Here is a 22,716-nt window from a genome sequence, read left to right on the forward strand (position 1 = left end):
GTGATCAACCACACCGCCGGACCTTCCGGTCCGGCGGTCGATGAACTTGTCCATCCCTCATATCAGCCATCGCTGATCGATCACCCTGACCCGCGTCGCCTGGGAGGGCGGAGCGGTCCCTTCCGGAATTAGTGAGGAACAACCGTGCTCACACGCAAGCCCTACGTCTTCGCCGTCGCAGGCGCTCTGATGTTCGCCGCCGCGGCCTGTGGCGGCAGCAACGACTCGTCCAGCAGCGGGTCCGCCGGCGGAGGTTCGGGCTCGATCACTTACTGGGCGTCCAACCAGGGCACGAGCCTGGAGAGCGACAAGCAGATCCTCCAGCCGGAGCTCGACCGGTTCACCAAGGAGACCGGCATCAAGGTGAACCTCGAGGTCGTGCCCTGGTCCGACCTGCTCAACCGCATCCTGGCCGCGGCCACCTCCGGCAAGGGCCCCGACGTCGTCAACATCGGCAACACCTGGTCGGCCTCGCTGCAGGCGACCGGCGCGTTCGTTCCGCTCGACGACACCCAGCTGAACGCCCTCGGCGGCAAGGCGCGCTTCCTCGGCCCGAGCCTCGCGGCGACGGGCGCCCCCGGACAGCCCCCCGTGGGCGCGCCCCTCTACAGCACGGCCTACGCCCTCTACTACAACAAGCACATGTTCAAGGACGCCGGCATCGCCGACCCGCCGAAGACCTGGGACGAGCTGGTCGCCGACGGCAAGAAGCTCACCAAGGACGGCAAGTGGGGCCTGGCCGTCGAGGGCGCCAGCGTCAGCGAGAACGCCCACATGATCTTCACGCTCGGTCAGCAGCACGGCGGTGACCTGTTCGACAGCTCGGGCAAGTCGCAGTTCGACTCGCCGGCGAACGTGGCCGCCGTCAAGCAGTACCTGAACTTCATCGCCTCGGACAAGATCACCAACCCGAGCGACGCCGCATACTCCAACGGCACCGAGGCGCTTCAGGACTTCATCGGCGGCAAGGCCGCGATGGTGATGTGGCAGTCGGCCAGCGGCACGCTCAAGACGGGCGGCATGACCCCCGACGACTACGGCGTCGCGCCGATCCCGCTGCCCGACCCCTCCTCGGGCGGCAAGCAGGTCGACAGCATGGTCGGCGGCATCAACATCTCCGTCTTCGACAGCGCCGCCAACAAGGACGGCGCGCTGAAGTTCGTGAAGTTCATGACCAGCAAGCAGACGCAGCAGGACCTCAACAAGGCCTACGGCTCGCTGCCGACGGTCACCGACGCCTACGACGACCCGGCGTTCCAGACGCCGGAGATCAAGACGTACCAGCAGATCCTCGGCAACACGGCCGCGCCGCTGCCCCAGGTCGCCAACGAGAGCCAGTTCGAGACCCTGGTCGGCAACGCCATGAACCAGCTGTTCGCGGACGCGGCAAGCGGCAAGCCGATCACCGACGAGACCGTGAAGGCCAAGCTCACCGAGGCCAACCAGCAGATGACGAACTGAGCCGACGTGCTCCGGGGTGCCGGGCGGTGGATCTCCACCGCCCGGCACCCGTGCCTGACCACGTAAGAGTGAAGATCGAAAGGACGTTCATGGTCGTGTCCGCCACGTCCCGGCCCGGCGGGGGGCGGGGATCCGGAGACCCGGGGGGGCCTCCGCCACCATCCGGTGCCGGAAGGGGCCGGGCCACCGCCCGGCTGTCGGTGAGGCTGCGCCGTCTCGGCCTGCCGTACCTGCTGATCCTGCCCGCCCTCCTGCTGGAGCTGCTCGTCCACCTGATCCCGATGGTGATCGGGATCGGCATGAGCTTCATCAAGCTCACCCAGTTCTTCATCAGGAACTGGTCGGCGGCCCCCTTCGCGGGGTGGTCGAACTACCACTTGGCGGTGGACTTCAACGGCCCGGTCGGCCGCGCGCTGCTCCACTCGTTCTTCGTGACGGTCACGTTCACCGTGATCACGGTTGCGCTGTCCTGGTTCCTCGGGATGGCCGGAGCCGTGCTGATGCAGGGCGAATTCCGGGGGCGGGGCTTCCTGCGGGCCTTGTTCCTCGTGCCGTACGCGCTCCCCGTCTACGCCGGCGTGATCACCTGGAGCTTCCTGCTGCAGCGCGAATCGGGGCTCATCAACCACGTGCTGGTGGACCAGCTGCACCTGTTCAGCGACAAGCCCTTCTGGCTCATCGGGCAGAACAGCTTCTTCTCCATCGTCGTGGTGTCGCTGTGGCGCTGGTGGCCGTTCGCCTTCCTGGTGCTGATGGCGGGCCTGCAGAACATTCCCCAGGACCTGTACGAGGCGTCGTCGATCGACGGCGCGGGATGGATGCGTCAGCTGCGCTCGGTCACGCTTCCGATGTTGCGCCCGGTCAACCAGGTGCTGGTCCTCGTCCTGTTCCTGTGGACCTTCAACGACTTCAACACGCCGTACGTGCTGTTCGGGAAGACGGCGCCACAAGAGGCCGACCTGATCTCGATCCACATCTACCAGAGCTCGTTCGTCACCTGGAACTTCGGAACCGGCTCGGCCATGTCCGTGCTGCTTCTGCTGTTCCTGCTGCTGGTCACGGCGGTCTATCTGCTCATCACCTCGCGGAGGAGGAGCGATGCGTGACCCCAAATGGCTGAAGTGGGTGCGCATCATCGGGCTCGGCCTGCTCGGCCTGTTCACGGTGCTGCCCATCTACGTCATGATCACGTCGTCGATCAAGCCGCTGAAGGACGTCCAGGGGGACTTCCACTGGATCCCCACGACGATCACCTTCAGCGCCTTCCGCGACATGTGGTCGACGGTGCCCCTCGCGCACTACTTCGTGAACAGCCTCATCGTGTCGACCATCGCGTCGGTGATCTCGGTGGTGGTCGCGATCTTCGCTGCCTACGCCGTCAGCCGCTTCCGGTTCCCCGGACGCAGGGCCTTCTCGATCACGGTCCTGTCGACCCAGATGTTTCCCGGCATCCTGTTCCTGCTGCCGCTCTTCTTGATCTACGTGAACCTCGGCAGCGCGATCGGCGTGGACCTCTACGCGAGCCGCACCGGGCTGATCATCACGTATCTGACGTTCTCACTGCCGTTCTCGATCTGGATGCTGGTCGGCTACTTCGACTCCATCCCGGTCGCGCTCGACGAGGCCGCCAAGGTCGACGGAAGCGGGCCGGTCGGCGCGCTGATCCGCGTCGTCATCCCCGCAGCGACCCCCGGCATCATTGCCGTCCTCATCTACGCGTTCATGAGCGCGTGGGGTGAGGTGCTGTTCGCCTCGGTCATGACCGACGAGTCGAGCCGGACGCTCGCCGTCGGCCTGCAGGGATACGCCACGCAGAACAACGTCTACTGGAACCAGATCATGGCGGCCTCACTGGTCGTCAGCATCCCGGTGGTGGCCGGGTTCCTGCTGCTCCAGCGCTACCTCGTGCAGGGGCTCACCGCGGGCGCGGTCAAGTGACCCGTCCCGATCCGCACGACTCGATCCATGACCGCACCACTCACCGCATGACCAGGGAGAACAACACCATGAAGTCGCACGGGGGCGACGGCCCGGACCTCACGGCCTTCGGAAGGGACTTCGTCTGGGGCGTGGCCACCTCGGCCTACCAGATCGAGGGCGCCGTCGACGAGGACGGCCGGCTTCCGTCCATCTGGGACACCTTCAGCCGTGTTCCCGGCGCGACCGACGGAGGCGACACCGGTGACGTGGCCTGTGATCATTACCACCGGTGGCAGGAGGACGTCGACCTGATCAAGCAGCTCGGCGTGGACGCCTACCGGCTGTCGATCGCCTGGCCGCGGGTCGTGCCCACGGGCTCGGGAGCCGTCAACGCCAAGGGACTGGCCTTCTACGACCGGCTCGTCGACGCGCTGCTCGAGGCCGGCATCCGGCCGTTCGTGACGCTCTACCACTGGGACCTGCCGCAGGCGCTCCAGGACGAGGGCGGCTGGCCGCGGCGGGACACGGCCTACCGCTTCGCCGACTACGCCGCCGCCGTGGCCGGGGCGCTCGGCGACCGCGTCACCGACTGGACCACGCTGAACGAGCCGCTGTGCAGCTCGTGGATCGGTCACCTCGAGGGCGCGATGGCGCCGGGCCTGAAGGACCTTGAGGCGGCCGTGCGCACGTCGTACCACCTGCACCTGGGCCACGGGCTGGCCACGCAGGCCATCCGTGCCGTCGCCACGAAGACGCCCTCCGTCGGCATCGTCAACAACCTCAGCCCGATCGAGCCCGCCACGGACAGCGACGCGGACCGCGCCGCCGCCCTGCGCATGGACGGGCACGTCAACCGGTGGTGGCTCGACCCCATCCTGGGCCGGGGCTACCCCGAAGACATGGTCCAGGTGTACGGCGTCGATCTGCCGATCCAGGACGGCGACCTGGAGACGATCGCCCAGCCGCTCGACTACCTGGGGCTGAACTACTACTTCCGGCAGATCGTGGCCGACGACCCCCAGGGACCCGCGCCGTACGCGCGGCAGGTGCCGGTGCCGGGCGCGACGACCACCGCCATGGGCTGGGAGGTCAACGCGGACGGGCTGGAGCAGCTGCTGCTCCGCCTGACCCGCGAGTACAGCGCCGAGCGGATCTACGTCACCGAGAACGGCTCGGCCTGGGACGACAAGGTCACCGCCGACGGGACCGTCGAGGACCCCGAGCGGGCCGCCTACCTCGAGGACCACCTCGCCGCCTGTGCCCGGGCCGTCCGGCAGGGCGCGCCTCTGGCCGGGTACTTCGCCTGGTCGCTCATGGACAACTTCGAGTGGGCCTACGGCTACGCGAAGCGGTTCGGCCTGATCCATGTCGACTACGAGACCCAGGTCAGGACCATCAAGGCCAGCGGCCACCGCTACGCCGAGCTGATCCGCGCCGGCAAGGACCTGCACATGGGCTGAGCCCCGTCGGGTCGTTCCGTGGTCCGCCGGATCAGGCATGCTCCGGCGGACCACGGGCACAAGCGCGTCCGGCTCTACAGTGGTCGACGCCGGCCCCAGGCGTTCGACTCGCCCTTAGCACCCAGGAGTATCCATGCCTCGATACCTTCTGCCTGAACAATCGGCGGAGTTGTACGTGCTCGATGTGAACACGGGTGACCGGAGGCTGGTGTACCGGTCATCAGACGTGCTGTTCGAGGCGCCCAACTGGAGCAGCGACGGGCAATGGCTTGTCATCAACGCCGACGGGCTCCTGTTCCGTCTTCCCGTTTCCGGCGGCACCGAGTTGGAACAGATCGACCTCGGCGGTGTGCCGCCGATCAACAACGACCATGTTCTCAGCCCGGACGCCGCAACTGTTTATGTGTCGGCCGCGGATGGTCATATCTATGCGGTACCCATGGCGGGGGGCCGCCCCCGACGCGTGACGAATGACCGCGGACCGGATTTCGCTCACTACCTGCACGGGATCTCCCCGGATGGCACGTCGTTGGCGTACATCGGGTTGCAACGTCGCGGCGACCAGCCGCCCGTCACCAACGTGTACCTCATCCCCGTCGCCGGCGGAACCGATCAGCAGTTGACGGACGACGGCTTCCCCGACGATGGATCGGAGTTCGGCCCCGACGGCCGGTGGATCTACTTCAATTCCGAACGTGCGGCTTCCGCTCCCGGCCACAGCCAACTGTTCCGTATCACCTCGGATGGATCGACGACGGAGCAGCTCACCAGCGACGAGAGGGTGAACTGGTTTCCGCACCCGTCTCCAGACGGCACGCGGATCGCCTACATCAGCTTTCCGCCCGGCGCACTCGGTCATCCGCCGAATGTAGATGTGATCGTCCGGCTGCTCGATCACGGCGGTATCCGCGATCTCGTTCACCTGTTCGGCGGACAGGGGACGATGAACGTGCCGAGCTGGGATCCGACCGGCAACTTGATCGCCTACGTGGCTTATCCCCTGGGCAGCGACAAAGGCGATAAGGAATGACCATCAGTGTGCGGGCCTGGCTCTCTCCTCGTAGCGTGAAGGCGACCTAAGAAGGGCCGGGCGAGACCAGACGCAGGTTCCCACCCCGGAGTTCCGGGCTGGTGCGGTACGGATCGTCCGGAAGACGGGCAATTCCTGAGCACCGAGACGTCGACGGGATCTCAAAGCTATTCGAGGCTTTCGTCACGAGGAATTCACAAGATGGGAATGATTCGGCAGGTTAAGCCATGCGTTTCCGATATCCGGACTGCATTCTTCATCGAGGGTAGATGCCTTTTGAGGGACGCCTTCCAACGGTGACAGTTCACCGCCGCGTCGGCGTGACCCACAAGTCAATGCCTTACGTTCACCACCCTCGAAAGTGGAGAGCCATCATGATCATTGTTGGAATCATCCTGCTGATCATTGGATTCCTGACCGGCATCTCCATCATGTGGACCATCGGGATCATCGTCTTGGTCATCGGATTGGTGCTCATGCTGATGGGCCGCGTGGGCAAGCCCGTCGGCGGCCGCAAGCACTACTTCTGACCCGGCCTTCATGCCGGTGCTCCGCCGGTTGTCCATCACCGCGGTCGGCTCAGGCGGAGCGCAGTGCGCCGGTCGGGGCGAGGCGGACGGGTCGCGTGACCGGGTAGAGGCCCGCGAGCGTGCCGATCAGTACAGCTGCTCCGAGGCCGGCGGCGATGCCTGGGCGGGATGAGCCCATGCCAACCGCAGGAGGTCGAACTGCTGGAGCTCGCCCCCGGAGTCCCAGTGTTGTGCTCCTCGCGGACAACGACCGCCACGGCCGTCAATGCCGCCGGACGGGTGGTCGAGGTTGACGTGACCCGTCGTGATGCCGCGCGGTTCGGGATCGGGTACCCCGTCAACCGAGCAGATGAGGCGAGCGTTCAGGCCGAAAGGCCTGCCCCAGATGTCTCCCACACCGGGCGCGAAAATCCAGGTCAAGGATGCTTCGCGCGAGGTTTCGCACCGTGCATTGGGAGCAGGGCACCGACCGAGGATCCCTAGGAGAAAGGAAGTCCCATGACTACAGCACGTGACGTCATGCACCGCGGCTGTGAGTGCGTGGGAATCAACGAGAATCTGGCCCACGCAGCCCGGCGGATGGCCGAACTGGACGTCGGCGCCCTGCCCATCTGCGGCGAGGACAACCGGCTCAAGGGAATCATCACCGACCGCGACATCGTGGTGAAGTGCATCGCGAAGGGCAGGAACCCGAACGAAGTCAAGGCCGGCGACCTCTTCGAAGAAACCCGTGTGTGGTGGGTCGACGCCGACGCAGACATCGACGAGGTGCTGCACCAGATGGTGGAGCACAAGATCCGTCGCTTGCCTGTACTGGAAAACAAGGAACTGGTCGGCATCATCAGCCAGGCCGATCTGGCAGCGGGGCTGCCGGAAGACAAGGTCGGCGAGTTGGTGGAGGCCATCTCCAGCACTTCCCACTGAGACAGGAGCCATCGCTCGAACTCGACGGGGTTCTGCCGGTCCGGGCAGGACCCCGGTCGACTGTGGCCTGGAGCGCGACGGCCAAGCCATATCGCACTGTAGGGAATGGTGACCATGACTCTCACCAGCAGACTCAGGAATTTCACCAAGACCAAGCCGTTCTACGCCGTCGCCGGCGCCGCCGACTACATCGCCGCGAGGCTGCGCAAGCTGCCAAAGCAGCTGCAGAGGCGCCAGGACGAGGTCCGCGAGACCGCGCGGGACCTGCCAAGCAAGGCACGCAAGACCGTTACCGAGAACCTGCCAGAGCCCGCCCGCGAGTACACCGACACCGTGACCACTATGTTCAACGAGCTTTACGACGAACTGGCGGTCCGCGGCCGAAAGGCCGTAGCCAAAGTGAGCGGAGAGGCGGCACAAGGGCTCGAAAATGTCTCCGAGGCCGCCAAGCCGAGGACCACCCGCCAGGAGAGGAAGGCGCCGGCCCGTAAGTCCGCGTCGCGTCCCAGGACAGCGTCCAGGTCGTGACACGAAATCACGGCCGGGTGGGGCGTTGACTCAGTTTGGCGACTCGACCCTGGTGTGGCCGATCAGGCACCCGGGTCCGAGGTCTGGGGTCTCCCCGGCGGCCGCCGTACCCGTCGCCGCCGGCCTGCTCCAGTTCGGCGTCCCCCTGCGCTTCGGTGAACTGTCGCTCCAGCAGCCCCGCGTACAAGTGCGCCCGCAGCCACGCGCTCATCGCCGAGTTCGCCCAGCAGTCGGGCGGGACGCCGCACGAGCTCGGCTCAGTGAGTATGCCGAAGGGCGGTAGCGAGGTCGTCGAGGTGCTTGGAGACCGGGCCCAGCGTGAGCAGGCCGCTGCCTGCCCCGGCCAGCTCCGCCGTCGCGGGGATGAGCTCGGTGTGGGCGCGCTCCATCGTCTCCCGGTCGCCGATTGCGATCGCCGCCCGGGCGGCGAGGCACCACAGGGCCTCGAACAGCAGGTCGCGGGGCGGGTCCGGGAGCCGGCGCAGCGCCGCCGTAGCCTCACCGCGGCGGTCTTGGGACAGCAGCACCAGGGGGCGGGCCCATGGCTCGTAGAATCCCCAGTCGGTCTGTTCGTCGGCCTGGGCGGGCTGTGCGTGCCGCAGGCGCAGGCACAGCAGGGCGAGCGGCAGCAGCCCGCGTTCCAGTCCGGGCATGCCGGCGCCGTTCAGTCGTGCGGCGGCGTCCTGGTAGGCCGCCTCCACCTCGGCCGCCGATGTCTGCCTGGTAGCTGCGAGCCGTAGCGCCCCATACCACTGGGTGAACACACCCACCAGCGGCAGCTCGTGGGTCTCGGCCAGGCGGCCTGCGGCGGCCGCGTGCCCGTCCGCTCCGGAGAAGTCCGCCAGCGCGCTGCGAGCTTGGAGGCGGATGAGGTGTCCGAGCACCTCGAAGGTGACCAAGCCGTGCCGGGCCGACAGGGCGACCAGCTCGGCACCGATCTGGTCCCGGCGAGGAGCCAGACCCGCTCGGTGGAAGGTCTGCATGAACACACCGTTGAGGGCGAACGCCAGCAGCGCGGGATCGTCCAGGCCGCGGGCGATCTGCACCGCCTGCCGGGCGGCCTGAGGCCCACGCGCTGAGGGGGTGCCGCGCGACTCCAGGGCGATCGTGGCCAGCAGGCGGGCCCGCGCCGCATCGTGCGCGCCGGGCGGGAGGGCGGTCAGGGTGCGTTCGGCCGCCGCCACGATCTGTGCCGCCTGCTCTGGGTCGTCTGAGCGGGTCCAGATCGCCGGGACATCGTACGCACCGATCACACGGGCGGTCAGTTCCGCGTCACCCAGCTCCTCCGCCGCCGTGATGGCCGCCCCGCGGTGTCGGCGGGCCGCCTCCAGGCCGCCGCCTCCGGTCACCGCGAGACCACGCAGCAGCCCCACCGTCGACTCCAGCCTGGCCCTGGCACCGGATGGCACGGTGCGGTCGTAGGCGGCGGCCGCCTGCGCCCACACCCGATCCGCCGCATCGGCCGGGGCGGCGGCGGGATCGAGGTGGCGGGCGTGATTGAGGATGTCGGCCTCCAGGCGGCGCAGTCGCGGGCCTGGATCCACCCCCAGCTGCTCGACCAGCAGCGTTCGTGCCCGGCGCAGCACCGCGAGCGCGTCGCCCTGACGGCCGGTGCGGTACAGCGCGAGGGCCAGTAGTCGCCAGGCGTCCTCACGCCAGGGGTGTTCGGCCACGTGCGCATCCAGATCCGGCACCGCCTGCGCGGCAAGGCCCAGGGCCAGCCGGACCTCGGCCCGGCGCTCGAGGGCGTGCAGCCGCAGCTCCGCCAGACGGGAGCGCTCCACGTGGGTCCAGATCTCGTCGGCGAACTCGGCGTAGGCGGGGCCGCGCCACCAGCCCAGCGCGTCCTCCAGCCGGGCGAGCGCGTGCTGGGGTGGCAGCGTCGCGGCGGCCGCCACCGCCTGCTCAAAGCGCCAGGCGTCCACCGTGCCCGGTTCGGCGTGCAGCGCGTACCCGGGGCCCTCGGTGACCAGCAGCCGAGCCGGAGCACGGGGCGGGCGCTGCGGTTCCAGTGTGCGGCGCAGCGCGGCCACGAAGGTGCGTACCGCGCCCACAGCGCCCAGGGGCGGGTCCTCCCACAGGTCCTCGACCAGGCGGGTGACCGGGACGACGCGGCGGCGGGCGACGATCAGCCTGGCCAGCACCGCGCGGTGCCGCGGCCCCTTCAGAGCGATCGAGCTCCCAGCGCCGTCCCAGGCCACAACCGGCCCCAGCACCCCGAACGCGACCTGCACGCCTGACCACCCTTTCCGGAGGCATCGCCCCTGGTCACCGTAACGCGCTCATTCGATGCTCATCCGCGCCAGGCAGGCTTGACGGCACCTGGTCACCTACGGAACGGACGAAACCATGGCCATCGCCGGCTTTACCTACCAGCGCGTGCCCGTCGCCGACGGCGTATCCCTGAACACGGCCGTATCCGGCTCGGGCACTCCGATCGTGCTGCTGCACGGCTTCCCGCAGACCCACCTGATGTGGCGGCATGTCGCCGCCGACCTCGCGGCCGACCACACCGTGATCTGCCCCGACCTGCGGGGCTACGGCGCCAGCGACAAACCCGCCGAGAGCGACGGCTCCACGTACGCCAAGCGCACCATGGCCGCCGACATCGTCACCCTGGCCCGCGCGCTGGGGCACGAGCGCTTCGCGCTGGCCGGGCACGATCGCGGCGCCCTGGTCGCCTTCCGCGCCGGGCTGGACCATCCCGAGACGATCACGCACCTGGCCCTTCTCGACGTGCTGCCGACCCTGGACATGTGGGAGGTGATGCGCGGCACCAGCGCCGCCGTCGGCTTCCACCTCTACCTGATGGCCCAGCCCCAGGGCCTGCCCGAGCAGATGATCGCCGCCAGCTCGGACGCCTTCTTCGGCCACTTCCTCGACATCTGGAGCAGGGACCCGCAGGCGATCCCCGGGGATGTCCGTACCGCGTACCTGGACGCCTGCCGCGACGCGGTGCCCTCGATCGTGGCCGACTACCGCGCCTCCGCCGGTATCGACATCGAGCACGACCAGGCCGACCGCGACGCCGGCAACCGGCTGGGGATGCCGGTCACCGTGCTCCAGCAGGACTGGGGCGCTGCCCTCGGTTTCGACGCGGCGGCCCTGTGGAGCGCCTGGGCACCGGACCTGCGGCACACCACCGTCGGCAGCGGCCACTTCATGGCCGAAGAGGCACCGGCCGACATCGCCAGGGCCCTTCGAGACCTACTCACCCGCTCGCTGCGGAGCGACCGCCGCCCCGCCGCCACCCCAATGGTCCGCTGAACATTCGCACCACCCACCCATCCTCACGCCCCAGCCGGTGCGTACGCCCCTGACCTGCGGCTTGCCTCTTTCGGGCTCACTTGGTCCGCCCCCTTAAAGGGCGGTCAGCGTGCCCGACGGCCGTGCCGCCTATCCCGCCGGCGCCGCTTTGATCGCGAGATCCTTGACGGTGATCGGGCCTCCCCCGAGTCTGAAGACGTTGGTGAAGCTGAAGCTCGCCCGTTTCGTGCCCGGAGGCAGATGCCCGGGGAACACGACCACCCCGTCGATCCGTACGCCGGGCGGGACGGTCGTGGGCCACCGGCTGCGGAACGGGTCCCCGCTCAGCGTGGTGCCGTCCGCCGCGCTGAGCTGGCTGTATCCGTACACGGGAAGCGACAGCGACTCCGAACCCCTGTTGCGCGCGGACAGCTCGACCCGGGTGAAATGTGACGTGACCAGGATCCGCCGGACGGTGAGAGTGAGCGATCCGGATGTGGCGGTCTTCTGTGTCCTGAGTACGTTGCTCCCCGGCTCGTCGCCGGTGACGTAGCCGCCGACATAACGCACGCCCAGTGCGACGGCGGCCGCGCCGCCTCCGCACAGCGCGATCACCAGCAGCACGGCGGCGAAGGCCGGCATTCCGCGCGACCGCTTCTGCGGGGAAGCGGGAGGCCAACGGAGATGGTCGCTCGGCGCACTCGGCGGCGATCCGCCGTCCCCCTGCACGACCGTGATGACACCGGTGATCGCGACGAGCCCGACGACCAACCCGAGACCGATGGGGTTCGTCCAGTCCTTGCCGGCGAAGCTGATGGCCGCGTCGAGGGCGATGCCGACGACAGTGGCGATCATCGAGAAGAGGATCGCGCGGACGAGCCGCCCACCGCCTATCCGCCGCATGAGCACCACCATCTCGTGGTACGCCTGACTGCCAGGATGTTCAGGAAGGGCGTCCGCTCCGCTGCCGTGAGGCTTTCTTTCACGTCTCGGGCCCGAGCTCATGATCTCCGAGGCGGCGTCCTCACACAATGGGTCTCGAGAAGCGACGTCTTGCCGGCGAACGGAGGGGAGGCTCAGTCGCCGTCCAGGTGGAGTTCCGTCCTGGGGTCGGCCGCGTCCAAGCTGTACCGGGCGGCGATCAAGCTGTCTCGCGGGACGCAGCGGTCCCATCGTCACGGCCTGTGACGCCAACGGACCCCGGCTACGGTGGCGTCATGACCATCGAGTGGCAACTTGTCATCGACTGCGCCGATCCGATCGGCTCGTGGCGTTCTGGGCTCAGGCGCTGGACTACGTGCCGGCGGCCCCGCCCACCGGCCACGCCTCCTGGCGGGACTACTACCTCAGCATCGGCGTGCTGGAGTCGGAGCTCGGGAGCGGTGACGCGCTGGACCGTCTCGTCGATCCGTCGGGCCGCGGCCCCGCCATCTGGTTCCAGGTTGTGCCCGAGCGGAAGTCGTTGAAGAACCGCCTCCACCTCGACCTGAAGGTCGGCGGTGGACGCTCCGTCCCGATCGCCGAACGCCGCAAGCGTGTGGACGCGAAGGTGGCCGAGCTCGCCGCCGCCGGCGCCCAGGTCGTCAAACTCACCGAGTCCGCGGAGCCGGAGCACTATTCGGTGCTGATGGGCGACCCCGAGGGCAACGAGTTCTGCGTCGTGTGACGGAACGAAACTGGTTGACCGCCCGCTCCGGCGCAGACCAGCCCGCCGCTGAAGCTTCCACCTGGGCATGTCGAGGTCGACGATCTCGCCATCGGCATCACCGACATCCAGCCGGCGTCGCCGAGGCCGAGTCCGTGGTTGCACGCAGCGTTGATGAATCTCTGGATGGCGTCGCGGTCACTCTGGATGGGACCGGCAGCGGCAATTTCGTGGAGCTCGAGAGCGTCTGCCAGTGCTGTCACCAACGGCGCCAAGCCACTTGACGGCGGATGGAAGCACGTAGGAAGTCCCGCAGGCCCGGCCGACCTCCGACTGATCATTTGACTGTACTCGGTATTCTGTATGCAACCCGCCCGATTTTCAACCACAAGGGGGATTCATGGTGGTTGACCAGCGGCAGGTGCTGCGCTACCTGGCGTCAATACAACTGCACGACGAGGGAAGGGACCTGGAGGACCTCGAGCTCCTCCGGTGCATCACCGACTGGGTAAACGGGCTCGAAGACGATCTGCGCCTCGCGCAGCAACTGCAGGCCCTGTGGATCTCCCAACTGCAGCAGTCCCGCCGTTACAGCAGCGCGCTGCTCGCCCAGGTGATCGACAGCCCGTCCGGCCCGTCCGCGGGCACGCGGATCAAGCTCCGCTACGCCGAACTGCTCCGTCAGTGGATCACTCGGGAGCAGTGCCCCGACAGCAAGGAGTTGCTGCACGACGCTCTGATCGTCGCACGGCGCGACGCAGACGACCCGTCCTTGCCTGAGTGGCTCCGGCGAGATAACCACATCCGCGTGAAGTGGATCGAGAGGATCAAGTACGCCTTGTTCGGCGAGATCTGCCCGGAGTAGATCGTCAGACGATCGAACGTGGCCACTCGAAGGAGAGGACGCGTATTGCACGGGCACCGTGAGAACCACGGTGCCCGCAAGCTGCACCTGATCGTCGAGGTGGGGGTGGTCGAGCACCAGACGCACTCAGCGTGAGCTTCTTTGCCCGAGGTCACCACTGTTCCGTCCGCTACTCGATGACGGTGAAGGCGCACCAGGGTGACCAGGCCGAGACCGCGTTCCCGTCCTCGGCCCGCACGCGAAACTGGTAGAGGCCAGGAGTCAGCGTCCCCGGCGCGACTCCGGTTCCGAAGACAAGGCCGCTGGGCCAGATGGCTTCGGTCCTCCGAATGAGCGGGTCCTCCCCCGGGTGGCCGATCTCGAAGGTCGCGCTCAGGTTCTTGTAGGTGACGCCGATGATTTGCGGGGTCGGGGAGGCCGCGAAGGTGAGACTGTCGCGGGTTCCCACGACAGGGGCGCCGCTCGCTGCTCCGCACTGCTGGAATCCGGCGTAGGGGCCGGCCGAGATGCGCACTGCAGCAGGGACGCCCGGAGTGGTCACCGCGCCGGACGTATCGACGGTGAACACACACCAGGGTAGCCACTCCGATACCGCGGCTCCGTCCTCCGCCCGCGCCCGAACGCGATAGGAGCCGTCGGTCAACACGCCGTCGGGCATCTGGAATCGCGCCGACGAACCGACGAATCCCACGGTCTGAGTGAGCAGAGGTTCGCCGTCCGAGCGAGACAACTCGAACGCAGCCCGCAGGTTCGGCCGGTCGATGTTGTACGCCGGGGCGCCGCTGCTGACGCCGAACACCGGGTGAGTGCTTCGCGCCAGTGGCGCGGTCATGTCCTGGCACAACTGCGGGGCGAGATCGAGCGAGGACGCCACGTACAGACCGACAGGCACATGTGGTGCCGAAGAAACCGGTGCGCCGGGTGTGGCTGTTGGTCTGGGAACAGGCGTTGGCGATGTTGTGGGCGTGGGGGTCGGTTTGACCTTCCGGGACCGGTACGTGGTCGATGAGTGCTCAGCCGGGATCTGAGTCGTTGATGGCACGTCGATGGGCTTGTGTGTTCTTGGGGGTGGAAGGGTCGACGCGCCTGTTCGAGTGGCGTCCGCCATGGACGCAGCGGGCGTAAGGACGACTGCGTTCACGATGAGCGCCAGCACGACTGCGAAGCGACGCTGCCGTATTGAACGCTGCCGATCGGGCGGTGGGGCGCCGTGTCTCGTCTGCCGCATGAGTGTGCCTCCATGTGCGGTTGATCGGGAATCCCGCGTAGGCAAGCACACACCGCCACTGGGCCAAGGTCACCACGTGGCAGACAGCCGTAAGACGTTCTTCATAACTGGCGCCCCTGCTTCTGCGTCGCCGGCCCGCTGCCGGCCCCTGAGCAGGACCGGGGAAGCCCTTTCGCGTATTGATCGACAGGTCCCGTGCTCCAACCGACCGCCCCCACGTTGTGAATCCCGCCCCATGTGGTCTCCTGGGGAGGAGGGCTTGTGGCATGAGCGGGCACCGATTGTCGATTACCACGCGCATCACTCTGTTCACCGGCGCGGTGGCGGTTGTGCTGTCTGCCCTGCTTGCCACACTGCTGATGATCGGCATCAGGTATTTCGCCACCTCGAACCTCACCAAAGAGCTCCAGGCGAACGCCGGCCGCGTGGCCATCCAAATCGAGCGGGGCATCGTGGCCTATCCCCTCGTGCACCACGAGTCCCGCAGCCTGCAAGTCGTCGACTCACAAGGTCGAGTCGTCGACTCAAGCGGAAATCTGCGGAGCACGCAACCGATGGCGACTTTCACCCCCGACGGTGAGGAAGGCGCCACCTCAGTCGTGTGCGGCAGGATCTTCCCTTCAGGCGAATGCGACCTCGTCGTCGCACAATGGACGCACCATGCCGGTCAGAGATGGATCGTCTACAGCGCTTCCCCGGTGATACCTCCGTGGGTGGATCCGCGGCTGGCAGGGCTGGTGGGAGGGAGCGCGGTGGCGCTCGCCGCAGCCGTCACCTACCTCGGCCACCGGATCGCCACCGTCTCCCTCCAGCCGGTGGACGCCATCCGAGTCGAACTCGACGAGATCAACGCGGCCAGCGCGGGCCGCCGGGTGCCCGTGCCACCCAGCGATGACGAGATCCACGCCCTGGCCGAAAGCGTCAATCACACCCTGAACCGGCTTCAGGCCGCGATGGAACAGCAGCGCCAGTTCGTCTCGGACGCGTCCCACGACTTGCGCAGCCCGCTCGCCGCGATGCGGGCCGAGGTGGAGGATGCTCTGATCGCTCCGCAGGAGACCAGCGTGGCCATGCTGGCTTCGACCTTCCTGGGTGGCCTCAACCGGCTTCAGGCGATCGTGGGCGACCTGCTGACCCTCGCCCGGCTGGACGCGGGATTGCCCGGCGCACACGACCGGATCGACCTGTCCGAGCTTGTCTCGGCCGAGTGCGGGATCCGCCACACGTCGGCAACGAGGATCGAATGTTCGCTGGAGCCCGGCGTGACAGTGATCGGCGACCGGCTACGGCTGGGCCGCTTGCTCACCAATCTCGTGGACAACGCCGAACGGCATGCTGAAACCTTGATCACCATCACCGTGCGGCGCGAGTCGGGCGACGAGTGCGGCGATCTGGCCTTCCAGCATGGCTGCGCCGTGATGGAGGTGCTCGACGACGGCGCGGGCATCGAGCCGGACAAGCGCGAGCTGGTTTTCCAGCGGTTCGCCCGGTTGAAGGCATCCCGCCACCTGGACCCGGGAGGCACCGGATTGGGTCTGCCGATCGCCCGGCAGATCGCCGAGGCCGGCCGGGGAACCCTTCGGATCGAGGACAGCCCTCGCGGCGCACGTTTCGTCCTCCGCCTCCCATCCGCTTCGTCGACGGACGACCAGGGTGACATCGCCGGCTACAACATTCGGCAAGAGCCCGGGGAGCGCTCTGGTTGACCAGCCGTCCGCCCGTGTCGGGACGTCCCCGTCGTGCCCGACATCGGATCAGCGTGACTGCTGACACCTGAACACAGCCTGCTGCGACTCCAGGCCTCTCGCACGGAAGACCACTCCTTAGGGAACTCCAAGGAGTTCACCCGTCGGGCGATGGATCAACGGCGACGCACGGAAGGCTCTTCAGGATCTGCGCCAGCTTCGGGGTGACGCGGACGCTCTCAGCCATGCCGGGGCATCTACATAACCGGCGGAGCGACTCACTGGTCGTCATGCTCGTCGCTGAGGCCGGAGCGATCCAGGAAGGCGCTCAACGGGCCGTCGGCGGCGAGCTTTCCCTGCCGCTGCGCCTCGGACAGATCACGGATCAGCCCCCGCATCTGCTTCTGCGCCTGGTTGCCCTTGCCCTTCCCCCTGCCTTCGTTTTCCGAAAGGTTGCCCGCCATCTCGGTGATCTGCTCGTGGACTTTCCGGGCCAGGCCGGGATCGATACCGCCCTGCGCCTGTTGGGCCAGCAGGGCGTGATCGAAATCGGCGAGCCAGCCGTCGATTCCGCTCTGGGTCGGAAGCGTCGAAGGAGTGTCGGTGGCTTCGGACGGAGTCGGTGTGGGCTCCTCGGAGGCGGCTACGGACGACGTCCCTGATGGCGCGGGCCCGGAGGACGGCTGTTGTGAGTTCGAGAGCAACGACACGCCGACCACGGCAGCGGTGATCGCCGTCAGCGCCACGGCGACCGGTACGACCAAGCGTCGCCCTTCTGACGGTGCTTGGCGTGGCCTGCCGTCTGGCGTATTGAGCAGTGCGGTATCCCCGGCGCGGGCGCCTCCCGGCGGTAGGACAGGTGGCACCGGTGAGCCTGTGGGCCAGGCGGTGCGTGCCGGCGGCTGGGTGAACGCGCTCAAGATCTGTAGAGCTGCGGCGCCGGCAGGCCTGGCGGCGGGGTCCTTGGCCAGCAAGGCCAAGATCAGGCCTTCCAACTCCGCGGGGACGTCCTCCCGATAACGGCTGGGTGGTACAGGTGGCTCATGGAGGTGCTTGTACACCAGTTGCGGCGCCGATCCGACGAACGGCGAGTGCCCGCACAGCAACTCGTAGCCGACGCAGCCGAGCGCGTACAGGTCGGAGGCCGGCTGTCCGCCCTGACCGATGATCTGCTCAGGTGACAGATAGGCGGCGGTGCCCACCACGGTGCCGACAGCGGTCAGCCGCGCTGCCTCGGTCGCCAGGTGTGCCACCCCGAAGTCGACCACCTTGAGCACACCCTGCGTGGTCCGGTGCAAGTTCGCCGGTTTGACGTCACGGTGAACCACACCCGCACGGTGGGCGGCGTCCAAGCCCGTCGCAGCCTGGGTCAGCAGATGACACGCTTCGACGATGCCGTACCGACCCCGCTCGGCCAGATCAGCGGCCAGGCTGCGACCGCTGAGCAACTCCATCACGAGGAACGGCTGCCCCTCATGCTCGCCCACGTCGAGGACGGTCACCACGTTGGGGTGCACGATGCGGGCGGCAGCGCGCATTTCGCGGGCGAACCGCTCACGCGCCTCCATCATCTGGGCCACCTGCGGCGTCAGCATCTTGACCGCCACCGGTCGGCCGGACCGCAGATCCCGGCCCTGCCACACCTCACCCATCCCGCCACGGCCAATCAGCTCACCAAGCTGATACCGGCCAACCAGCAACGACGACGCCATCTCCGGCATATCCCCACCGATAGATCAAATCCGTGCAGTACCGAGCAAACCTACCCGCCATGCCGAGAAGTGGCGCTTCGCTGGTGATCGCGCCTCACGACTGGCAGCGCTTGAGGCCGTCCGGCGTGAAGCACGGCAGGTGCCCGAAGGCCTTCAGCACCTCCTGGCCGTTGCCCCTGATCACGTAATTGAGGAAGCTCGAGGTCAGGGAGTCGGAGGCCGGTGCGCCGTCGGTGTAGGCGTACTCGATCTCGGTGAAGCGGTACGTGTCGTCGCCGATGGCCTTGATCGATGGCGCGTGGCCGTCGATGTTCAGCGTGTGCAGACCCTTGGTGGTGGCGGCGGCCCCGAGTTCGCTGTAGCCGATGGCGCCCTCCAGCCGGGCGACGGTCTTGAGCACCTCACCGGTGCTGCCGAGTTCACAGCGGATGATCTTGTCCTGTGGGGAGTTCTTGTTCTCGCAGTCCCGGGAGGTGAAGGCGGGCTCGCCCTGGCCGTCGAGGATGCGCCGTCGGAGCAGGTCACGGGTACCGGAATTGGCGTCCCGGCTGACGAGCCGGATGGGGAGGTCGGGGCCGCCGAGGTCCTTCCAGTTGACGACATCGCCCCGGTAGATCCGGCGTATTTCGTCGACCGTCAGATTCTTGACGTCCACCTTGTCGTTGACCACGAGGGCGAAGGCCGCGATGGCGACCCGGTCCTCCCGCAGCTGCGTGAAGCTTGCCGGCTTGGGGCCGTCCGAGAGCGCGAGCAGGGTCGGGGAACCGTTGTCCGCGCCTCCCGCTTCCGCCAGTTCCCGCACGCCCTCGTTGCTGCCGTGCGCGTCCACGGTGATCTCTGAGCCCGGGCACTCCGCGGTGTACCGAATGGCCAGTTCCTTCATGGCGGGGGCGAAAGCCGTGGAGCCGACCACCTTGAGTCTTCCCGTGGCGCAACCGATGGGCGGCGCCGGCTGCCGAAAGACGATGATGCCCGCGAGCGTGAGGAGGCAGACGGCGAGCACGATGGTGGTCCCTAAAGCGGGCTTGCTGAACAGGGGTGGCTTGTCGTCGACCGACATGCTGCGGGTGCGCTCCACCTTGCCGTCCTGGATGCCCCCGGTGACGTCGATCTTGTCGCCGGCGCGGCCTCCGCTCAGCAGCACGAGCAGCTTGAAGTGCTGGTCCTCATTGAGCGGCACGCGGGGCAGACGGATCGTGTTGCCGTTGTACTGCATCCCTCCCTTGCCCTCAACCGGGACGAAGTGGCCCAGCAGATGCTCTGCCTTGGGGTCGGGGATGACCTCGACGCTTCGTACGGTGCGCCCGGCGAAGACCACGGTGAGGCCGTGATTCTTGTCGGGGTTGGTGTAGTCGGCGTCGGAGATGCTGCTCGTGCCGGTGTTCTCGATGCGGAGAAGCGCAAGGGTGGGGTTGGACATGCCGGGTTGATCGGTGAAGAGCCCGAGCGGCGCGTCCGGCTGCGCTTGTCCGTCGCCGGCGTTGCCTCCGATGGAGGTATCCATCTGCACGCGGTGGCCGATGTGTTTGCCACGGCGGGTCCGGAGTTGGTACACGGCGCCGGCGGCGGGGGCCACGAGGCCGAGCAGCGCCGCCACCACGGCGACGACGTTCTCAGGGCTCAACCAGTCCACGCGCGCGACGCCCCCCGTGAATGTCCCCTGTAATTCACATGACAATGAGCCATATCTGATCTTTGGTCACCATATGTGGCGACGACGAAGAGAAGGGTGATTTAACGGACCGGTTCTCCGATGTTCGTCAGGAGTTCGCGGCCGCCGAACGGCGACCGGGGAGGCAGGCCGCCGACCGGCCACGACGTCGTCGTCAACATCATCAGGTGGTGGGGTGGAATTGAAGCATGACCCGTTGGGTGCTCCACGTCGACCTCGACCAGTTCGTAGCCGCCGTCGAGCTGCTGCGCCGCCCTGAGCTGCGCGGACGTCCGGTCGTCGTCGGTGGCGACGGTGATCCGACCAAGCGGGGCGTGGTCAGCACGGCCTCCTACGAGGCACGCGCGTACGGCGTGCACTCCGGCCTTCCTCTGCGGACGGCGGCGCGGCGCTGTCCTGATGCGGTGTTCCTGCCCGTCGACCGGGAGGCGTACGAAGCGGCCTCGTCAGAGGTGATGGCGACGTTGCGGGAGATCGACGCCGTGATGGAGGTGATCGGCTGGGACGAGGCGTTCCTCGGGGTCGGAAGCGACGACCCGGAGACGACGGCCCAGGAGATCCAAAGGCGCGTGCGCGAGTCGACCGATCTCGACTGCACCGTCGGCATCGGACGGAACAAGCTGCAGGCCAAGCAGGCGACCGGATTCGGCAAGCCTGCCGGGATCTTCAGGCTCACCGAGGAAACGTGGTTCGAGGTGCTCGGAGAGCGGCCCACCGACGCGCTGTGGGGAATCGGCCCCAAGACGGCCCGGCGGCTGGCCGGACTGGGGATCGACACCGTCATGCAACTCGCGGCCGCCGATCCGGTCGTTCTCGCCGCAAATCTCGGCCCCACGACCGGCCCGTGGCTGGTTCGGCTGGCCCACGGTCAGGACCGCTCACCGGTGGTCGGCACACCCTACGTGGCGCGGTCCCGCAGCCGGGAGACCACCTACCAGCACGATCTCGATGACTGGGGCCAGGTGCAACGCGAGGTCGCCGGCCTGGCGCGGCGTGTCGCACACGACATCGCCATCGAGCGGCGACCTGCGACCCGCGTCGTAGTGAAGGTTCGGTACGCCCCGTTCATCACACACACCCACGGCCACTCACTCGCGACGCCGACCGCGGAGGTAACGGCGATCGAGCAGGCCGCCCGCGCCGCCCTCGATCGATTCACCGAACGGCGGCCGGTGCGGTTGCTGGGTGTCAGGGCCGAGCTTGTCCGCTAGAGAGGGACCCTCTCCCCTGACACCGTGAGGCCGGTTTTCGCTCGTGGCGTCGCCGGCCAAGCGAGGGTGTTCACTCCCAGGGGAGGTGAAGCAGGGCGAGGTCGGCGAGGCGTCGTAGGTCGGCCTGGCCTGTTCCGGAGGCCGCCTGGACGGCGAAGCCCTGGGAGAGGGTCAGCACGTAGGCCGCGGCGTCGCGGGGTTCGACGCTCTGGCGGAGGTCGCCTTCGTCGCGAGCGCGGGTGAAGCGTTCGGTGAGCAGCACCTCGGCCGCCTGGCGGCGGGCGCACAGGTCGGCTCTGACCTCGTCCGCGGTGTCGCCGGTCGCCAGGGCACCCTGGACGAGCAGGCAGCCGGGCGGGGTGGCGGGCCCGGTCGTGGCCTCGGCGGCTCCGATCAGCCAGCGGCGGGCCACTTCCCTCGCGGTGTCGGCCGCGAGCGCGGCCTCGCCGTAGGCGAAGGTCGTCCGGGCGTAACGGTCGACGACCTGCTTGAAGAGGCCGGCCTTGGAACCGAAGGCGCCGTAGATGCTGCCCGCCTTGAGCTTGGTCGCGGCAGACAGGTCGGCCATCGTGGTCCCTTCGTACCCCTTGGCCCAGAAGACGCGCAGCGCCGACTCCACCACCTGTTCGGCGTCGAACTCGCGCGGTCGTCCCATCGGCATGGTGACCTCCTTCATTTTTTGAGCGTCAGTTCAAAATGTTACTTGCTTCCGCTCCCGTCGCCATGCCATCTTGAATGAGCACTCAAGAAGTACGAAGGGAAGCTTGATGGAGCAGACATTGGCCGGCAAGGTCGCAATGGTCACCGGCGGCTCGCGGGGAATCGGGGCGGGCATCGCACGGCGGCTCGCGGCGGCCGGCGCCACGGTCGCGATCACTTACGTCTCCTCCGGTGAACAGGCCGAGCTGATGGTGAAATCCATCCAGATGGCCGGCGGCGGCGCGCTGGCCGTACGGATCGACTCCGCGGACCGGGCGGCCCTCCGCGCCGGGGTCGGACAGATCGTCCAGCGACTCGGCCGGCTCGACATCCTCGTCAACAACGCGGGAGTCGGCGGCGTCGGGCCCATCGGGGAGATCGCCGACGATGACTACGACCACGCCCTGGCCGTCAACCTCACCGCCGTCTTCGCCGCCAGCCAGGAGGCGCTGCGGCACCTCGGCCCGGGTGGGCGCATCATCACGATCGGCAGCATCAACGCCGACCGGATCCACTTCCCCGGCGGCACCGTGTACGCCCTGACCAAGGCCGGTGTCGCCGGCTTCACCCGCGCCCTCGCCCGGGAGGTCAGCAGCCGCGGCATCACCGTGAACACCGTGCAGCCCGGCCCGGTCGCCACCGACATGAACCCCGCCGAGGGCGCCTTCGCCGAGATCACCCGCCCGCACATCGCCGTCGCCCGCTACGGCACCGCCGACGAGATCGGGAGCCTCGTCGCCTACCTCGCCGGTCCGGACGCGGCCTACATCACCGGCGCGACCATCAACGCGGACGGCGGATTCGCCGCCTGACCTGGGTCAACGCCTCCGCCGAGCCGCCCAGTCCACCTGACGCGACCCGCCGCATTGTTCTGGCGGATCAGCACACGGGGCCGGCCCG

At 67.9% G+C, this 22,716-nt stretch carries 20 protein-coding genes; 14 read left to right on the forward strand and 6 right to left on the reverse strand.

Annotated features, from left to right (window positions below):
- The first annotated feature begins 144 nt into the window (after positions 1-144).
- The 8 genes from Pph01_RS05060 (at position 145) to Pph01_RS05095 (ending at position 7,853) form a co-directional block, all read left to right on the forward strand.
- On the forward strand, positions 145-1,461 hold the full coding sequence (locus Pph01_RS05060) for an extracellular solute-binding protein (protein WP_204071736.1): 1,317 nt from the start codon (positions 145-147) through the stop codon (positions 1,459-1,461).
- Positions 1,462-1,661: 200 nt separating this feature from the next.
- Positions 1,662-2,567, forward strand: a complete 906-nt coding sequence (locus Pph01_RS05065) for a carbohydrate ABC transporter permease (protein WP_239116439.1) — start codon at positions 1,662-1,664, stop codon at positions 2,565-2,567.
- Complete coding sequence (locus Pph01_RS05070) at positions 2,560-3,399, forward strand: carbohydrate ABC transporter permease (RefSeq protein ID WP_204071737.1); 840 nt, start codon at positions 2,560-2,562, stop codon at positions 3,397-3,399. The genes Pph01_RS05065 and Pph01_RS05070 overlap by 8 nt, the downstream gene beginning before the upstream one ends.
- A gap of 47 nt (positions 3,400-3,446) precedes the next feature.
- The gene (locus Pph01_RS05075; RefSeq protein WP_204071738.1) at positions 3,447-4,841 is read left to right on the forward strand and encodes a GH1 family beta-glucosidase; all 1,395 of its coding nucleotides are present in this window, start codon (positions 3,447-3,449) and stop codon (positions 4,839-4,841) included.
- A 133-nt stretch (positions 4,842-4,974) separates the two neighbouring features.
- A complete protein-coding gene (locus tag Pph01_RS05080) occupies positions 4,975-5,871 on the forward strand; it encodes a TolB family protein (RefSeq protein WP_204071739.1) in 897 nt (298 codons plus the stop codon).
- A 374-nt stretch (positions 5,872-6,245) separates the two neighbouring features.
- Positions 6,246-6,401, forward strand: coding sequence for a DUF6131 family protein (locus tag Pph01_RS05085; protein WP_204071740.1), 156 nt, complete (start codon positions 6,246-6,248; stop codon positions 6,399-6,401).
- Positions 6,402-6,899: 498 nt separating this feature from the next.
- Positions 6,900-7,325 (forward strand): CBS domain-containing protein, encoded by a 426-nt coding sequence (locus Pph01_RS05090; protein WP_204071741.1) that lies wholly within the window; start codon positions 6,900-6,902, stop codon positions 7,323-7,325.
- Positions 7,326-7,439: 114 nt separating this feature from the next.
- A complete protein-coding gene (locus Pph01_RS05095; RefSeq protein WP_204071742.1) occupies positions 7,440-7,853 on the forward strand; it encodes a hypothetical protein in 414 nt (137 codons plus the stop codon).
- 257 nt (positions 7,854-8,110) lie between these two features.
- Here Pph01_RS05095 and Pph01_RS05100 read toward each other — a convergent pair whose 3' ends face one another.
- On the reverse strand, positions 8,111-10,087 hold the full coding sequence (locus Pph01_RS05100; protein ID WP_204071743.1) for an AfsR/SARP family transcriptional regulator: 1,977 nt from the start codon (positions 10,085-10,087) through the stop codon (positions 8,111-8,113).
- Positions 10,088-10,202: 115 nt separating this feature from the next.
- Here Pph01_RS05100 and Pph01_RS05105 point away from each other — a divergent pair, with 115 nt between their 5' ends.
- Positions 10,203-11,120: an alpha/beta fold hydrolase gene (locus Pph01_RS05105; RefSeq protein WP_204071744.1), complete on the forward strand. Its 918-nt coding sequence runs from the start codon at positions 10,203-10,205 to the stop codon at positions 11,118-11,120.
- Between the two features lie 129 nt (positions 11,121-11,249).
- Here Pph01_RS05105 and Pph01_RS05110 read toward each other — a convergent pair whose 3' ends face one another.
- Entirely contained in the window at positions 11,250-12,002 is a 753-nt protein-coding gene (locus Pph01_RS05110) for a hypothetical protein (protein ID WP_204071745.1), read from the reverse strand.
- Positions 12,003-12,366: 364 nt separating this feature from the next.
- Between Pph01_RS05110 and Pph01_RS05115 the strand changes: the two genes are divergently transcribed.
- Positions 12,367-12,765 (forward strand): VOC family protein, encoded by a 399-nt coding sequence (locus tag Pph01_RS05115; protein WP_204071746.1) that lies wholly within the window; start codon positions 12,367-12,369, stop codon positions 12,763-12,765.
- Between the two features lie 379 nt (positions 12,766-13,144).
- The gene (locus Pph01_RS05120; RefSeq protein WP_204071747.1) at positions 13,145-13,609 is read left to right on the forward strand and encodes a hypothetical protein; all 465 of its coding nucleotides are present in this window, start codon (positions 13,145-13,147) and stop codon (positions 13,607-13,609) included.
- Between the two features lie 169 nt (positions 13,610-13,778).
- On the opposite strand, the gene Pph01_RS05125 is transcribed toward Pph01_RS05120, so the two are convergent.
- Positions 13,779-14,501: a hypothetical protein gene (locus Pph01_RS05125; protein WP_204071748.1), complete on the reverse strand. Its 723-nt coding sequence runs from the start codon at positions 14,499-14,501 to the stop codon at positions 13,779-13,781.
- A gap of 602 nt (positions 14,502-15,103) precedes the next feature.
- Between Pph01_RS05125 and Pph01_RS05130 the strand changes: the two genes are divergently transcribed.
- On the forward strand, positions 15,104-16,543 hold the full coding sequence (locus Pph01_RS05130; protein ID WP_239116440.1) for a sensor histidine kinase: 1,440 nt from the start codon (positions 15,104-15,106) through the stop codon (positions 16,541-16,543).
- A gap of 257 nt (positions 16,544-16,800) precedes the next feature.
- Here the strand turns inward: Pph01_RS05130 and Pph01_RS05135 are convergent, their stop codons facing one another.
- Positions 16,801-18,243 carry a serine/threonine-protein kinase gene (locus Pph01_RS05135; protein ID WP_204071749.1) on the reverse strand — a complete coding sequence of 481 codons (1,443 nt, stop codon included), beginning with the start codon at positions 18,241-18,243 and terminating at the stop codon, positions 16,801-16,803.
- An 85-nt stretch (positions 18,244-18,328) separates the two neighbouring features.
- Positions 18,329-19,867 (reverse strand): PstS family phosphate ABC transporter substrate-binding protein, encoded by a 1,539-nt coding sequence (locus Pph01_RS05140; RefSeq protein ID WP_204071750.1) that lies wholly within the window; start codon positions 19,865-19,867, stop codon positions 18,329-18,331.
- A 227-nt stretch (positions 19,868-20,094) separates the two neighbouring features.
- On the opposite strand from Pph01_RS05140, the gene Pph01_RS05145 reads away from it, so the two are divergent.
- Entirely contained in the window at positions 20,095-21,117 is a 1,023-nt protein-coding gene (locus Pph01_RS05145; RefSeq protein WP_204071751.1) for a DNA polymerase IV, read from the forward strand.
- 70 nt (positions 21,118-21,187) lie between these two features.
- On the opposite strand, the gene Pph01_RS05150 is transcribed toward Pph01_RS05145, so the two are convergent.
- Positions 21,188-21,778 (reverse strand): TetR/AcrR family transcriptional regulator, encoded by a 591-nt coding sequence (locus Pph01_RS05150; RefSeq protein ID WP_204071752.1) that lies wholly within the window; start codon positions 21,776-21,778, stop codon positions 21,188-21,190.
- A 106-nt stretch (positions 21,779-21,884) separates the two neighbouring features.
- On the opposite strand from Pph01_RS05150, the gene Pph01_RS05155 reads away from it, so the two are divergent.
- The gene (locus Pph01_RS05155) at positions 21,885-22,628 is read left to right on the forward strand and encodes a 3-oxoacyl-ACP reductase family protein (RefSeq protein ID WP_204071753.1); all 744 of its coding nucleotides are present in this window, start codon (positions 21,885-21,887) and stop codon (positions 22,626-22,628) included.
- Positions 22,629-22,716 lie beyond the last annotated feature (88 nt).

It is taken from the genome of Planotetraspora phitsanulokensis (assembly GCF_016863295.1).
In the GTDB taxonomy this organism is placed as follows: Bacteria; Actinomycetota; Actinomycetes; order Streptosporangiales; family Streptosporangiaceae; genus Planotetraspora; species Planotetraspora phitsanulokensis.